The sequence below is a fragment of the [Lactobacillus] rogosae genome (assembly GCA_900112995.1).
In the GTDB taxonomy this organism is placed as follows: Bacteria; Bacillota; Clostridia; order Lachnospirales; family Lachnospiraceae; genus Lachnospira; species Lachnospira rogosae.
The window spans coordinates 51,381-67,641 of sequence record FONU01000016.1 but is presented as its reverse complement, the minus strand read 5'-3'; the positions used below and the strand labels follow the sequence as shown (position 1 = coordinate 67,641).

Here is a 16,261-nt window from a genome sequence, read left to right as displayed (position 1 = left end):
CCTTGACAAAAAAATACCGGGGGGGGGGTAAAATGTAACAGGAATTTATTAAATGTGAAAATTTTATAATAAGTAAATTCTTAAATTACATTTAAAGGAGAAAAATATGAGGTTGATTAAGAAATTGACAGGCTGCATAGAAGTAATTGCAGCGACAGCAGTAGTTGCAACAACATTATTTGGTGGTGTGACTGGAAAAGTAAGCGTTAATGCGGCAGAGGTGACAGATAAGCCAGTTTATTATTGGGAAGATGATGATACTGTAAATAAAAATGGTGTCAAATATGTAATGGACAAAGAAGATTCGGCGGCATTTAAGGAATATTTTGGATATTTTGATGATGATGACAGCCGACAGATGAATATTTTCTATGAGGACAGTACATTAAGAATTGATGCAGATAAGTCGGCATATGGTATAGATGCTGCTAAAGAAGTAGATGTTTATGCATATGAATTAAGCAGAGACGAGTCTGGAAAGCTTGTATTTGACAGAAAAGCAGTGTGTCTGCAAGGGGAAGGTGTTATTGGCGGTGGCTTTGTTGGCGCTTTTGAAGTTATGCCAATCATCTTTAAAGGCTTCTCAGGTGAAAAGAAATATCAGAAGGCACAATTTACCAAGTTATATAATAGCAAAAGTGATGATGGAAAATTTCAGGCAGTAGTGAGGAATAGCTATAATATTGATTTTATTTATATAAATCTTAAATATGAAGCTTCAGATGGCGAGGAGCGGAATAATAATGTAATTATGATGCCTGACTATATGATAGATAAGACAGTCCTTCATTTAACCAAAGTTACAGATGATAAGACTGATGATGTAACAGATAACACATATACATATGATGCAACAGACAAGGACACACAGGTTGTTGACAATGAAACCTTTACAAAGCTTTTAAAGGAAAATGAGAATAAGGATATTGTAATTAAATCTAATAACAATGTTACATTTACATTTGCAAAGGGAACAATGAAGAGTGTTGATGGAAAGAACGAATATGACTTTTCGACAACGATTAATCCAGCTTATGCAGACACAATGCCATCATATGTAACAAAGGATAATTTCGTGTCACAGGTGAAGTTTAATTATTCAGGACAGCTTCCAGCAACAGCAAGTATCCGTATACCAGTGGGAACACAGTATGCAGGAAAGACATTATATTACTCATATATGAATAACGATAATACATTTGCAGACACACAGACAGTAGTAGTTGATGAAGAAGGATACATAACAGTAAAGCAGGAACATTGTTCAAGTTATGTTGTGACAAATAAAGCACCTGAGTATATTAGTTCAGGTTCTAAAGATACAGAACAGGATACACAGATAACAGAGAGTAATACAGAAAATGCTTCTACAGATACTTCTGCACCAACAGATGAAAATGTAGATACACCACAAACATCTGACAGTAATAATGTATACATATATGTGGCTTGTATCATATTCGCTTTAACAGGCGTTATTAAATATGGTAAGATGAAGAAAGTATATTAGAATAAATGGAATGAATACACTTAAGGATTTTTTGAATAATAATAAGAAATATGTATATTTAATGATAAGTATATTAGTCATAGCTGTTATTATAATTGTTGCTGTGCTTGTCAATATTATAAATAAAGGAAACAGAGATACTTCAGATACTGCAGGAGCGACCATTGAAAGCAGAGCAGACAGTCAGGTATTGACAGAAAGCACTATAGATAAAAGCAACATTAATAAAAATGGAGATAATGACAAAGCCGTGTCAACAGATAATGAGAGTGCAGAGAATAGTGATAATGATATAGCACAAAAAGATGACACAGAAGCATCGAAAGAGACTTCGGAGTCAGATGAACAATCACAATTAGCAGGAAATGATAATGATGTATCTAATAATAAATCACAAGAGCAATACATTTCTAGTGATAATAGTGGTTCAGATGATGAGGAAGGAGTAGCTGCGGATGATAATAATGTTAATCAGGATGTGTCTTCTGACCATATTGTATACAATGCTGACGGTTCTTTGAATTTGCAGGAGAGCTACTGGGAGTCATACAAAGGCTGGAAAGAGTTTCAGAATGCGATAGGTTCAAACAGCCAGTTTCAGCAGCTTATAAGTAAAGCCCAATCGAAGGGGATACCTGTAAGTGGAAGATGGTCATTGGTTGGAGAAAAAGGTAAGAATGTTTCAAAAAATGGTTCTCCAAAAGATGTACAGTATTATATTTATCCTGATGGATTAGATTATTATTATATGTTTAAATATGATGGCGATAATTTTTATTTTAATAAACAATATTTTATGAGTATAGGATATGTTGGAGATTCTGCTAGTCAGAATAATTTTGATAATAATATTGTATATAAAGCAGACGGAACATTAAATCTTCAGGAAAGCTATTGGCATTATGAAGATAGTGATTCATTATATGAAAGCATTAAAAGCACGCCAGAGTTCAAACAGGCTATAAATGGATTTAGAAGCATACAGATAAGATATCCTAAAACAAGTGGAAAAATTACTGCAAAGACACAGCAATGGATTGTTGTATATCCTGATGGAAGCGAATATCATTTCTTATTTGACGGTTATAACTATCGTAAAATGCCTTTGTGGAATGATTAGTGTACACAAATAAAAATGTATTAATAACAAGTGCATTTTATAATATACCCCTAGATTTTAAAGTGTTTCAAAATCTAGGGGTATATGTTATATGCTATTTAATGACATCGCTCTTTTAAATATATTCAAAATATTCCAACAATTTCTTATATTCATCCTGTGATGCACGGCAGGTTTCTAGTAAATAACCTTTTTCATCATTGTATTCATTTAAGCCTCGTCTATAATAATCTTTCATAGTATCATAAATAATAAAAGGGCAGATGTTATTTTTCAGACATTCTTTAAACATTATAAGTCTGCCAACACGTCCATTTCCGTCCTGAAATGGGTGTATTTTTTCAAATTTATAATGAAAATCAATTATATCCTCAAAGGTTATATTGCTGTTTTCCCTATAGTCTTTTAATAGACTCTTGATAGCGGTTGGGACTTTGGGAGGGTGTGTTGTTTCAATCATATCACCAATGACATTAGGGCGTTTCTTATAATCGCCAACTGCAAACCATTCTTTTTGACTATCCGTTGTTCCGCTTTTTAATAAGAGATGAATATGTTTTATAATATCTTCGGAAAGTTCTTTATCCGCAATTTTTAAAATATAATCAAAACATCTGAAATGATTAACAGTTTCTATGATGTCATCTACTTTTTCAACGCCATCAGTAATACCTATAGTCTTGGTTTCATAGATACTTCGTGTCTGTTCTTCTGTCAACCGGCTTCCTTCCATATGATTTGAATTATAAGCTATGCGTATCTGGGTCTGATGATATAGACCCCCTTTTAGTTTCATTTCCATTTCTTCACGAAGTCTGAAAAGAGTAGTATTTTTATCAATTTCTTTTTCATATGACAGAATAGCACCGGGCTGGCAGTCAAAAAAATCGCAAAGACTTTGAATTGTTGACATTGAAACATCTTCATTTTTGGAGAGCTTTGCCATAGTTGCTGAGGAAATTCCGATTTTATTTTTTAGCTTTTCTTTTGTGATTTCCTGTTCTTCCATTAGTAGAAATAATTTTTTGTATGAAATCATAGAATACCACCTTTCTGTACATACATAGTATATTATATATATTTAGATTTGTAAATATTTAATGTTTAGATATTGAAAGCAATATAATTTCACTAATTTGGTAGTTGCTGTAAAGGCATTTTGTGGGTATAATATATATAGATATAATTATTAGTATATGAAGGGATACGATATTAAAACTTTTGATAAGAAATTAAATAAATTATTGAAAAACAATTAATATAATGAAAAAGGACTGTCATCATAAATGACAGTCCTTTTTATGGTGGTGTATATTTATATACACGCCTGAAAATAAAACAACCCATCCTCAGTAAAGAAATCATATACACCGTTATATTTCTCAATCACAGATATTATGCTTCTAATACCGATACCGTGGCCGGCTTTATCCGATACAGGAGTATTATTTACAAATATAGGTTCAACAGCATAAGTATTGGTGATATTAATACATAATTTATTGTTTTTATCAAACACCTTTACTGTGATAATACGGTTTGAATTAACCTCGCCGTAGTCAGAAGCAGTGTCGGATATGCTGCTATATGAATTATTAATAGATGTCTTGGCTGTCTGTACAAGCTTGCAGGCATTTATGGCATTTTCAAGTGCATTTGCAAATAGACTGCAAAGGTCAGTTGGCTTGTAGTCAGCAAGGTTGGCGGCAGTAACTGACACTTGTGTGGTGATATTATATTTGTCAGCTTTGGCAATATAGGAAGATAATATAAGGTTGACAGCTTCATTAGCGCAGTATCTTGTTATTTGGCTGTTGTTAAGACTGGTACATATCTCCCTGATATAATCCTGTGCCTGTGCGTAGCTGTTATCATTAAGACAGCTTTGTATAAAGTTCATATGGTGTCGAAGGTCGTGGCGGTATATAGCTGCCTGTTTCTGATAGTCCGATAACTGGGCAATCTCTTTTTCTGCCTGTGCAGCTGCAGCCAAGAGAATGATATTTTCACGCTCGGCGGTATTTTTCTTATTTAACAGAGCCAGTATAACTGTTGATAATATAAAATAGAGTATGACAATAAAGCTGTCCATAAATTCTATAACAACAGCTTCTCCGCGGTATAACAGGTCTGTGTATACAGTGAATGCGTACTCTAAAATATAATAAGTAAGAGGCAGGAGAAAGAACATTGATATAATGGTCTTTGATTCGTTCTTAAGCCTTATTATGTAAGGAGAAATGTATTTAATTACAATAAATATAAGTGGGATTGTAATAATAATAGTTACAATATCTGATATCATAGGAATATCTTTGAAAATGTAAGCGGCAGCAGTGCCGAACCATTTTCTTGGGGTACACATAAGATAAGCCGACAGAACTGCAATTGATGAAATGTATATATTCTTATGGCAGACAAATCTTATGACAAGAATTAAAGGTATATGTATAAGGAAAGGATAGCTTTTATAAAGCACATTCTGACCAAGTAGCAGATAGCATACAGCCTGAAATAACGCAAATGTGAGAGTTGTATATATAAACAGCTTATGGTTATCTTCCAAGCGTATATCAGCAAAATAAAATGATACAATAATGCCAAAGATAAGAACAAAGATATAATTAATAAGATTTAATAAAGTAGAAATATCCATATAGCCCCCTGTTATTCTTCCATCTGGAAAGTTAAATACTGCTTCTTGATTTCAACGACACGGCGTTGTGCCAATGGAACTGTTTTGTTATTGCTCAGATGAATTTCATTACTAATAATAGTACTTATGTAGTTCATCTGAGCAATATATGAACGGTGTGGAAGCGTAAATTCTTTGTGAATACTAAGTGTATCACATATTGAGGAGAATACGTCGGTTGATGTTATGTGTTCTCCATTTTTAAGATGAATAGTTACCTTGCGGTTTAATGCTTCCGCATAGACAATATCAGCTGTACGGATTTTGTGTATACCTGAATTGTTCTTAATAATTATGTTGTTTGTCTGTTCGATGTTAAAGAAGTCTATTAAATCATCAAGCGTAGTATACAGGCGTTCTTTGTTCACGGGCTTTAACAGGTAATTAAATGCCTTGACTTCATAGCTGTCTACTGCAAATTCGGAAGATGAAGTTAAGAATATTATAGGTGCGGCTTTATCAAAGGTACGGATTTCCTTAGCGAGTGCAAGTCCGTTCATTACTGGCATAATAATGTCAAGAAAATATATGTCAAACTTCTCAAATCCAGCAGTAGAAGCAAGCTCGACACTGCTATTATAATATTTCACTGTGAAGCTGATATTAGATGAGGCTTCATAATTATCTAAAAGTTCTCTTATTATACCTAATTCGTATTGGTCATCATCACATACGGCAATCTTCATAGTAATCTCCACTTCTAACAATTAATACTTACGTTATTATATATTTCTTTTTGATAAAATTCCATAGAAATTTACATTGTTCGCGTTGAAAAATGTAGGTTGATATGATAAATAGTGTTAATTAGCTGATTTATTTCAATTATTGTGTTATATAACTGAAAAAGGAGGTATACGGAATTCTGTATACCTCCTTTTTATGCTTAAAAGCATAAGTTTAAATGGATTAACTAAAACAATGTTTAATTATCTCTGAACTCTGGCACCAGCTCCACCAACGATACCTTCAACTTCCTTAAGAGAAGCCATTGTTGTATCACCAGGAGTTGTCATAGCTAATGCACCATGAGCAGCACCATAGTTAACAGCCTTTTCAGCGTCTTCAAATGTCATAAGACCATATACAAGACCTGAAGCGAATGAATCTCCGCCACCAACTCTATCCATGATTTCAAGTCCATCATACTGAGCAGCTTTGTAGATTTCACCATCAGCCCAGCAGATTGCTGACCAGTCATTAACTGTAGCTGTCTTAACCTGACGAAGAGTTGTAGCAACAGCCTTGAAGTTAGGGTATGTAGCAGCAGCTTCGTTAATCATCTTCTTGTAACCATCAAGGTTAAGAGTCTTAAGGTTCTCATCGTTACCTTCGATTTCGAAACCAAGGCAAGCTGTGAAGTCTTCTTCGTTACCAATCATAACGTCAACATACTTAGCAACTTCCTTATTAACTTCCTGAGCCTTAGCTAAACCGCCAATAGCTTCCCACATAGATGGTCTGTAGTTAAGATCGTAAGATACGATTGTACCGTACTTCTTAGCTGCCTTACAAGCTGCAATAACAGTTTCACAAGCCTGTTCAGAAAGAGCAGCATAGATACCACCTGTATGTAACCAACGAACACCTAAGCCACCATCGCTCTTGTTCTTGAAGATGTAATCAAAGTCGAAATCTTCTGGAGTAGCCTGAGAAATAGCTGTGTTAGCTCTATCTGAGCAACCCTTGGCACCACGGATACCGAATCCTCTTTCTGTGAAGTTGAGACCATTTCTGCAAAGACGACCGATACCATCTGTCTTCTTCCAGCAGATAAGGGATGTATCAACACCACCCTGTTCGATGAAGTCCTTCATAAGAAGACCTACTTCGTTATCAGCGAAAGATGTGATAACAGCAGTTCTCATACCGAAGCACTTGTGAAGACCACGGATAACGTTATATTCTCCGCCACCTTCCCATGCTCTAAAGCTTCTTGCTGTACGAATTCTTCCTTCACCTGGATCAAGACGAAGCATTACTTCACCTAAAGATACAGCATCAAATGTGCATTCTTCAGCTGGTCTTAAATTTAATTTCATTTTTTAGATACCTCCAAATAAATTTTTACATAATCATATTAACATATAATTTAGATTTAATCTATATATTTAAGTAAAGTTTTGTATAAAGCTGTCAATTTTCCACTGATTAAAAAGAATATTGGTAAGTTACATTATATATAAATTGAAATATAATGTATTATGTAAGATGTAATGCAATTTATAAAAAGTGAAATGTTAAAAAAATATACATAATTATTGAAAATAGAACTTTTTGCTTATTGAAAATATTGTGGAGATATTGTAAAATATTTCTAAAATAGTATACCAATGAATAATATTTATGAAATGAGGCATATATATGAGCAATATCAAGAAGTTAAGAAAACTCAAAATCCAATGGAAAATATTGCTTTCAGCAATGCTTGTTATATTCGTATTTGGCGGATATATGGTATTTGCTAAAGCTGATTCCAGTGTCACTGTATCAGTGACAACGACAGCAACAATTGTTAATCAGGGCACAGAGTCGAACAGCATCGTGGCAACTATGTCGGGAAGAGATGAGAATAATGTCAGTCAGGATTCACCGGATAATTATAAGCCGGCAGTAAGAAATCTTAAATGGACAGTATCCAACTCTGATATTATTAAATTTGTCGTAAGTGATAGTGCGGGAACTAAATATGCAGACACAGCAGAAGGCACTGCCAATCCTACAATATATGGTAATAGAGCAGGTAAGGCAACAATTACGGCTACATATTATACTAAGGCTTACGGACCAGACGGTAGCATTACTTATGAAGAAGAGCTTGGAAATGACTCTGTAGATATCATCGTTCCTTTAAAGATTAACAGCTTTAAGGCATACAGAAATGGTGTAGAGCTTACAAAAGAAGAAATGCTTTGTTATCAGGTAGGAGATATTATTGAGATAACATCTAATGCCAATGATACTAATAAAATATTTGTTGAAACAGACAATGATAAGACAGGAAGTCTTTCTAAAGATGGTATTGTAGAGAAAGTATCATCTTCAGGTGCTAAAGTAACACTTAAGATTGTCGGTGGTGGTAGAACTAATCTTAAAGTAAGAACAGCAGATGGTGATGGTATCAATTCTCTTACAGCAACATACCAGATAACATCAAAGGTCGAATACACTGATGGAGTTGCTAACTCAGAAGGACATTCTATTCAGAAGCTTTCTGATGGTACAAGATTTATTACATTATCAGATAAAGATTTTGAAGACTTTAAAGAAGAAGCAATTCCTTCTAATATTAAGTATCCAGCAACAGCAGGTGTTACATATGTATCATCAGATACAGACGTAATTACATATAAGGCTGGCAGCGTAAAAGGTGTTAACGCAGGTGTAGCCCAGGCAACAGCAGGTGTTGCAAGTATTGATGTACAGGGTAACATAGGCTGGGCGACCAAAGATGTAGTTAATGTTGTTGTACCATTTAAGAAGCTTGGCAATGATGTAAGCAATATGAATGTGGGTGACTCAATACAGCTTAAGACTTCTGCTAAATCAACAGAGGTTACCTGGTCAACATCTGATAACAGCGTACTTCAGGTTGATGCAACAACAGGTCTTGTTACAGCAATGGGAGCTGGTAAAGCTACTATATATGCAACAAGAGTTGACGATGAACTTTCAACAAAGTACAAGCTTAATAATCAGCTTTCTTATGAGATTACAGTTATCGATGGATTTGGCTTAAGCCTTACATCAATGAGTGTTAATATAGGTGATACACAGAACCTTGTGGCACTTGTAACTAATAATCCTAGCAAGGATGATATTACATTTACAGTAGAGAATCAGCCAGATGCAGCAGGAGTTGTTCCAACTGAGACTTTAATTAATGTAGTTCAGTCAGAAGACGGAAGAACATTCAAGGTAACAGGTATTGCATCAGGTATAGCACATATTAAGGTGACACAGAATGTTAATGGCGTTATTAAGAAAGCAACCTGTGTTGTATATGTTACAACACCAGTGGGTGAGATTACTATTAATCCTTCATCACTTACAGTAGACAGAGGTTCATCTGATACTGTACAGCTTATATTTAACCCATCAGCACCAACTAATAATAAAGTATTATGGTCATCATCTAATACAGATGTTGCAACAGTAGAAGGTGACAGCTATACAGCTACAATTACTGGTGTATCTGGTGGTACAACAACAATTACGGTCATAACAGAAGACGGACTTAAAGTAGCAACTTGTGATGTATATGTAAGAGAACCTGTAACAGGTCTTGTACTTAATGCAACAACAGTTGAATCATCGATGGCAGTTGGTCAGTATCAGCTCGTTGCAACTGTTCTTCCAGCAGGCGAAGGTGTTGACCGTGCTGTAACATGGACATCATCAGATCCATCAGTTGCAACAGTAGATGAGAATGGTCTTGTTAAGTATGTTAAGCCAGGATATTGTACGATCGTATGTAAGACAACAGATGGAGCATATATAGCTACTTGTAACTTTATCATAAGCATACCAGTAGAGCAGATTAAGCTTGATTATACTGATGAGATAATGTCAATAGGCAGTACATTAAGAATTACAGCAGAGGTTCTTCCGGTAACAGCTACTAATAGAACAGTAGTATGGGAATCTTCTAATACTAATGTGTGTATCGTAGATTCTAATGGTCTTGTAGAAGCAGTTGGAACAGGAAGTTGTACAATCCTTTGTAAGTCATTGGACGGTAACTACACAGCAATGTGTAATATATATGTTAAACAGCCTGTAACACAGGTTATACTTAATACAACAGATATAACTGTAAGACAGGGTCAGGTATTCTGGCTTAATGCTACTTGTCTTCCAGAGAATGCAGATAATAAGATTATCAGCTGGGAAAGCCGTGATGAGAGCGTGTGTACAGTTGAGAGCGATGGTAAGGTTACAGCAGTAGGTGCTGGTACAACATCTATTATTGCAACCAATGTTGATACAGGACTTACAGCATATTGTGTTGTAACGGTTACACAGCCGGTAACAGGAATTTCGCTTAACTCAGATTATCAGGAATTATGGGTTGGAGCTAAATATGCAATCATACCGGTAGTTGAACCTTATGATGCTGAGAATAAGAATGTTACATATTTATCAAGTGATCCATCAGTAGCAACAGTAGATGAAAATGGTGTTGTTACAGCATTAAAGGGTGGAAGTTGTATAATTGAAGTGACAACCGAAGTTAATAAGTTAACGGCGGCGTGTACGATTGTAGTAAAAGAGTATGTATCATCAATAACTCTTAGTGAAACTGATAAATTTATGAATGTTGGTTCAACAGGAACGCTTGTTGCTTCTGTTGGAACGGATACAGCTACTAATAAGAATATAGTATGGTCATCTTCTAATTATGATATATGTTATGTAGATGGCAATGGTAACTTAAGTGCCAACTCAGTTGGTAATGCAGTTATTACAGCAACAGCGGCAGACGGAAGTGGTGTTAGTGCTTCTTGTATTGTAAAGGTTGTTGATCCTGTAATAGGAATTACAGTTGAACCAGATACAGTAAGGCTTCTTGTTGGTGATTCAGCTAAGGTTACAGCAGTCATAACACCAGACAGTGCAACTGTCAAAGATGTATCATGGACATCATCTAATGAAGCTATTGCAACAGTAGATGAGTCGGGAGAAATATTTGCCCTTAGTACTGGTAAATGTAAGATAACAGCTACATCACAAGACGGTAACGAAGTTAAGGGTGTATGCTGGGTATATGTAACACCAGTTGTTAACATATCATCATTAAGAATTAACTCTAAAGAAATATATATGCTTTCTGGACGAGCTAGACAGTTATCAGTAATTGTAAGACCTGTTAATAATACAGATTCTTATGAGTGGTATTCAACAGATACAGGAATTGTACAGGTAGACCAGAATGGTGTAATCACAACCGTTGGTCCTGGTACTGCAGATGTGTTTGTTATAAGCAATAACAGCAGTGTAGAAGCTTCATGTACGGTACATTCGCTTGCTATGAGTACATCACGAGTGAGATTGGAGCAGTACGATAGATTTAATCTAGATGTAATAGGTACAGAAGATGCTGTTACCTGGAGAAGTTCTAATCCAAGAGTATGTACGGTTTCATCATCAGGTGAAGTTATAGGTAGACGGGCAGGAACAGCTACAGTAACAGCTACAGTTCATAATAAGACACTTAGCTGTACAGTAACAGTTACTAACATCAGGTAATGCTGCTGGAAAATTTCAATTCTTGATATAAGCTTTAAAGATATTATAGAACTTAAAGATGGTTATGCCAGACATTCAAGTCTGGCATAACCATTCTTTATATAATATTTTGACTGTTATCAGAACATAATGGAACTGACTGTAATAATAAACGGCTTATAGAACAAAATAGACAATATAAAAAGAAACAGGCACTATAAGATTATTCTTATGGTGCCTGTTCTTTATTATTTAATATGAGGGGGAGATAGAAAGAATTAACTTTGCTATCTGATTATTAATATAACCTGTAATTGTGTGCAAAGTATGTCTTATTTGTGAAAGAACGATAAAAAGAATTAAGAAAATAATAAAATAATATATATCAAATGGGTAATGGCTATAAAGTTCAAAAAGTTTAATTTGTTAATTTATTGATTATTGAGTATCAATATGTTAGAATTTATTAGTTAAAATATAAAGGCAGGGGAATAAGTATGAATAGCAATGACAAAGATGAGTTAGATAATGAGTTAATTAAATCAATGAAAAAGCTTGTTGAAGAAGAAACTAACGTTGCTAAAGCGTTCATAGATACTCAGAACGAGTTATCGGATGAAGATGATGAGTTGGCTGATGAAACAATGGGTAAGACAAGAGTTATACCTAAGGTCACAGATGATATGCTCACTAAAGTAAGTGATGCTACAATTAATATCAGTGATTTGAATGCAGACAAAAAACTTCAATCCAATAAAGAACAGAATAATATAGATGATACCAGCAGAGTAAAAGAATATAATAAAGTCAGGGAGTCAGAACCGGTAACAGAATATAATATGGCAGAACAGCAGGATAAGAGCTCTGATGCACATATGAATAATGGTAATAATGAGAAAGATGACAGCGTGCAGGAAAAGGATAAGAAGCCTATGGATGCTAAGAGGAAAAAGATGATTATAGCTGTTTCCTGTGTAGTAGCTGCTTTAGTAGTTATTATAGGTATAGTTGTCGGAGTTGTTCTTAATAATAAGAATAAGAATTCGTTCCAATATAATTATGATAAAGGAATGGCTTCTTATCAGAACAAGGATTATGATAATGCTATTAAGTATCTTGCTAAAGCTTCCAAGTTATCTGAAGGCAAGAAAAATGTAGATTTAAAATATACATTGTATCAGTGTTATGCTGCAACAGATAATACAGATATGTCAATTGAAGTGTTAAAGGATATTTTATCATTTGATGAGAATAATGAGAAAGCTATAAAAGCATTAGCTTCAATATATAATACTAAGAAAGATGGAACAAGTCTTAATAAGCTTATTAAAGATTATAAGGATAAACAGGGTTACAAATATCTTACAGATTATGTTGTTGAAACCCCTAAGCCATCAGTTGAAGCTGGAAGCTATGATGATGTGATTAAGTTACAATTTACAGAGAACAGCAGTTCAACAATATATTACACAACAGATAAGACTGAGCCAGATAAGAAAAGTAAACGTTACACAGGTACAGCAATAGAAATACAGAGTGGTACTACTACAATAAAGGCTATTGCTATTAGTGACATAGGAGTGTGCAGTGATGTTGTGGAGCTGGAGTATACAGTTGACTTTAAGAAGCCATCTGCACCAACAGTAGGTCCTGCCTCAGGGACATATGAGGAAGGACAGACTGTGACAATAGATAATATTCCAGTTGGCAGTACAGCGTATTATACATTAGATGGTTCTACACCAACTAAGAATTCGGAGGAATACTCTGAACCATTTACAATTCCAACAGGTAATAATGTAATATCTGTTGTTATAATTGATTCGCATAACCAGTCAAGCAGTGTTGTTAAGCGTAACTATGTTGTCAACAAGGCTAAGACATATGTATATAATGAGGCACTTGAGATATTAAAAGGAAAGCTTATATCAAAGGGAGTGCTTAAGTCAGATGGAACTACAGCTGCTGATGGTTCTACAGTTACATTTGTATATCAGTCAAGGACAACTGTAGATGGAGTTGAGATGTTCGTTGTAAGATATGATGTGACATCTAAGACGGGTAAGACTTCTACAGCTGGTTATTATGGTGTCGCGACTAAGACAGGTGACTGCTATACAGTGACACAGAATGGCGGAGCATATAGTGCAGCCGCATATAATTAAGTTTTGATGTGTGATTAACACTTCAGATAATATATAACTGAAAGGGGTAATAAAATGTACAAGATTCTTAAGGCTGAAAAATTAGCAGAAAAGATTTTTCTTATGGATGTTGAAGCACCAAGAGTTGCTAAGCACTGTGAACCTGGCCAGTTCATAATTGTTAAAATGGATGAAAAAGGAGAGAGAATTCCTCTTACAATCTGTGATTATGACAGAGAAGCTGGAACAATAACAATTGTATTCCAGATAGTAGGAGCATCAACAGAAAAAATGTCTCACCTTAAAGCAGGTGATGCTTTTAGTGATTTCGTTGGTCCATTAGGATGCCCTTCAGAATTAATTCACGAGAATATTGAGGATTTAAAGAAGCAGAATATCGTATTTATAGCAGGTGGTGTAGGTACAGCACCAGTATATCCTCAGGTAAAATGGCTTCATGAGCATGGTGTAGATGTTGATGTTATCGTTGGAGCTAAGAACAAAGACCTTATCTTATTAGAAGAAGAGATGAAGGCAGTGGCAGGTAATCTTTATATAACAACTGATGATGGCAGCTATGTAAGAAAAGGTATGGGTACAGATGTACTTAAAGATCTTTATGCACAGGGTAAGAAGTATGACAAATGTATAGCGATTGGACCATTGATTATGATGAAATTCGTCTGTCTTTTAACTAAGGAATTAGGTATACCTACAGTTGTAAGTATGAACCCTATTATGGTTGATGGTACAGGTATGTGTGGTGCATGCAGACTTCAGGTTGGTGATGAGATTAAGTTCGCTTGTGTAGACGGACCGGAGTTCGATGGACATTTAGTAGACTTTGACCAGGCTATGAAACGTCAGCAGACATATAAGACAGAAGAGGGCAGAGCTATGCTTGCAGCCCTTGAAGGAGATACACATCACGGTGGATGTGGACAATGTAATTAATCAACGGAAAAGAGGTATATATAATGGATGTTATGAAGAAAGTTCCAGTAAGGGAACAGGCTCCAGATGTAAGGAATAAGAACTTTGATGAGGTATGCCTTGGATATAATGCAGAAGAGGCACAGGAAGAAGCAACACGTTGCCTTAATTGTAAGAATGCTAAATGTGTACAGGGATGTCCAGTATCAATCAATATTCCGGAATTCATACATAATGTAAAAGAAGGTAATTTTGAAGAAGCTTACAAGGTTATTGGAAAGTCATCTGCATTACCTGCTGTATGTGGTCGTGTATGTCCACAGGAAACACAGTGTGAAGGTCAGTGTATAAGAGGAATTAAGGGCGAAGCTATATCAATTGGTAAGCTTGAAAGATTCGTAGCTGACTGGGCTAGAGAGAACAATGTATCACCAGAGATGCCAACAGAGAAGAAGGGTAAGAAAGTGGCTGTTATCGGTTCAGGTCCTTCAGGACTTACTTGTGCCGGTGACCTTGCTAAGATGGGATATGATGTTACAATATTTGAAGCACTTCACGAAGCTGGTGGAGTATTAGTATATGGCATTCCAGAATTCCGTCTTCCAAAGAAGACAGTTGTTGCATCAGAGATTGAAAATGTTAAGAAGCTTGGCGTTAAGATTGAAACTAACGTAGTAATCGGTAAGTCAATGACAATTGACCAGCTTATTAATGAAGAAGGTTTTGATGCTGTATTTATCGGTTCAGGTGCTGGTCTTCCAAGATTTATGGGTATCCCAGGAGAAAATGCTAATGAAGTATTCTCAGCTAATGAATACCTTACAAGAAGCAATCTTATGAAAGCTTTCAGAGAGGATTATGATACACCAATAGCAAGATTTAAGAAGGTTGCTGTCGTTGGTGGTGGTAACGTTGCTATGGATGCCGCAAGAACAGCATTAAGACTTGGTGCTGAGGTACATATTGTATACAGAAGAAGTGAGGAAGAACTTCCTGCAAGAGCAGAAGAAGTACATCACGCTAAAGAAGAGGGTATTATATTTGACCTTCTTACTAACCCAACAGAAGTCCTTACAGATGATAAGGGTAATGTTACAGGTATTAAGTGTGTTAAGATGGAACTTGGCGAGCCAGATGCTTCTGGAAGAAGAAAGCCTGTTGAAGTCCCTGATTCAGAATTCGTAATGGACCTTGATGCAGTTATTATGTCACTTGGTACATCACCTAACCCACTTATCTCATCTACAACTAAGGGTCTTGAGATTAATAAGAGAAAATGTATTGTAGCAGAAGAAGCTAATGGACAGACATCTAAGGAAGGCGTATACGCTGGTGGTGATGCTGTTACAGGTGCTGCAACAGTTATTCTTGCTATGGGAGCTGGTAAAGCTGCTGCTAAGGGTATTGATGAGTACCTTTCAAAGTAAGTAATTATATTTACAATAATAGTAAAAAGCTGTTGATTTATTATCAGTGTTTAGATAATAAACCAACAGCTTTTGCTTATCTTATGTTATAGCCTGATTATAGCTGGGTAATATTTAGCATTGACAGGCTGCGTGATTTTATAGCAGACTGTATGGTTCTATGGAAGCCAGTGTTTTTATAAAGCTGATTGTATGCTTTTTATA

At 35.4% G+C, this 16,261-nt stretch carries 10 protein-coding genes; 6 read left to right on the top strand and 4 right to left on the bottom strand.

Features of this window, described 5'->3' with window-relative positions; genetic code table 11:
• The first annotated feature begins 106 nt into the window (after positions 1 to 106).
• The gene (locus BM157_RS08310; protein ID WP_090140666.1) at positions 107 to 1,510 is read left to right on the top strand and encodes a hypothetical protein; all 1,404 of its coding nucleotides are present in this window, start codon (positions 107 to 109) and stop codon (positions 1,508 to 1,510) included.
• Between the two features lie 10 nt (positions 1,511 to 1,520).
• On the top strand, positions 1,521 to 2,630 hold the full coding sequence (locus BM157_RS08305; RefSeq protein ID WP_090140664.1) for a hypothetical protein: 1,110 nt from the start codon (positions 1,521 to 1,523) through the stop codon (positions 2,628 to 2,630).
• 115 nt (positions 2,631 to 2,745) lie between these two features.
• Here the strand turns inward: BM157_RS08305 and BM157_RS08300 are convergent, their stop codons facing one another.
• The 4 genes from BM157_RS08300 to BM157_RS08285 all read right to left on the bottom strand — a co-directional run bounded on the left by BM157_RS08300 (position 2,746) and on the right by BM157_RS08285 (position 7,367).
• Complete coding sequence (locus BM157_RS08300) at positions 2,746 to 3,669, bottom strand: Fic family protein (RefSeq protein WP_090140662.1); 924 nt, start codon at positions 3,667 to 3,669, stop codon at positions 2,746 to 2,748.
• A gap of 276 nt (positions 3,670 to 3,945) precedes the next feature.
• A complete protein-coding gene (locus tag BM157_RS08295) occupies positions 3,946 to 5,286 on the bottom strand; it encodes a sensor histidine kinase (RefSeq protein WP_090140661.1) in 1,341 nt (446 codons plus the stop codon).
• Between the two features lie 11 nt (positions 5,287 to 5,297).
• Positions 5,298 to 6,011, bottom strand: coding sequence for a LytR/AlgR family response regulator transcription factor (locus BM157_RS08290; protein ID WP_090140659.1), 714 nt, complete (start codon positions 6,009 to 6,011; stop codon positions 5,298 to 5,300).
• A gap of 243 nt (positions 6,012 to 6,254) precedes the next feature.
• Complete coding sequence (locus tag BM157_RS08285; RefSeq protein WP_012739150.1) at positions 6,255 to 7,367, bottom strand: sugar kinase; 1,113 nt, start codon at positions 7,365 to 7,367, stop codon at positions 6,255 to 6,257.
• A 322-nt stretch (positions 7,368 to 7,689) separates the two neighbouring features.
• On the opposite strand from BM157_RS08285, the gene BM157_RS08280 reads away from it, so the two are divergent.
• The 4 genes from BM157_RS08280 (at position 7,690) to gltA (ending at position 16,057) form a co-directional block, all read left to right on the top strand.
• Positions 7,690 to 11,574, top strand: coding sequence for an Ig-like domain-containing protein (locus tag BM157_RS08280; RefSeq protein WP_090140657.1), 3,885 nt, complete (start codon positions 7,690 to 7,692; stop codon positions 11,572 to 11,574).
• A 476-nt stretch (positions 11,575 to 12,050) separates the two neighbouring features.
• Complete coding sequence (locus tag BM157_RS08275; RefSeq protein ID WP_090140656.1) at positions 12,051 to 13,718, top strand: chitobiase/beta-hexosaminidase C-terminal domain-containing protein; 1,668 nt, start codon at positions 12,051 to 12,053, stop codon at positions 13,716 to 13,718.
• Positions 13,719 to 13,772: 54 nt separating this feature from the next.
• Entirely contained in the window at positions 13,773 to 14,651 is an 879-nt protein-coding gene (locus BM157_RS08270) for a sulfide/dihydroorotate dehydrogenase-like FAD/NAD-binding protein (protein ID WP_022502018.1), read from the top strand.
• Between the two features lie 20 nt (positions 14,652 to 14,671).
• The gene (gene gltA / locus BM157_RS08265; RefSeq protein WP_055174508.1) at positions 14,672 to 16,057 is read left to right on the top strand and encodes an NADPH-dependent glutamate synthase; all 1,386 of its coding nucleotides are present in this window, start codon (positions 14,672 to 14,674) and stop codon (positions 16,055 to 16,057) included.
• Positions 16,058 to 16,261: the final 204 nt, after the last annotated feature.

Excerpts from the sequence above, each read along its gene's own strand:
- BM157_RS08285 (WP_012739150.1), bottom strand. The coding sequence starts at position 7,367 with ATGAAATTAAATTTAAGACCAGCTGAAGAATGCACATTTGATGCTGTA.
- BM157_RS08280 (WP_090140657.1), top strand. The coding sequence starts at position 7,690 with ATGAGCAATATCAAGAAGTTAAGAAAACTCAAAATCCAATGGAAAATA.
- BM157_RS08295 (WP_090140661.1), bottom strand. The coding sequence starts at position 5,286 with ATGGATATTTCTACTTTATTAAATCTTATTAATTATATCTTTGTTCTT.
- BM157_RS08300 (WP_090140662.1), bottom strand. The coding sequence starts at position 3,669 with ATGATTTCATACAAAAAATTATTTCTACTAATGGAAGAACAGGAAATC.
- BM157_RS08270 (WP_022502018.1), top strand. The coding sequence starts at position 13,773 with ATGTACAAGATTCTTAAGGCTGAAAAATTAGCAGAAAAGATTTTTCTT.
- BM157_RS08310 (WP_090140666.1), top strand. The coding sequence starts at position 107 with ATGAGGTTGATTAAGAAATTGACAGGCTGCATAGAAGTAATTGCAGCG.
- BM157_RS08305 (WP_090140664.1), top strand. The coding sequence starts at position 1,521 with ATGAATACACTTAAGGATTTTTTGAATAATAATAAGAAATATGTATAT.
- BM157_RS08275 (WP_090140656.1), top strand. The coding sequence starts at position 12,051 with ATGAATAGCAATGACAAAGATGAGTTAGATAATGAGTTAATTAAATCA.
- BM157_RS08290 (WP_090140659.1), bottom strand. The coding sequence starts at position 6,011 with ATGAAGATTGCCGTATGTGATGATGACCAATACGAATTAGGTATAATA.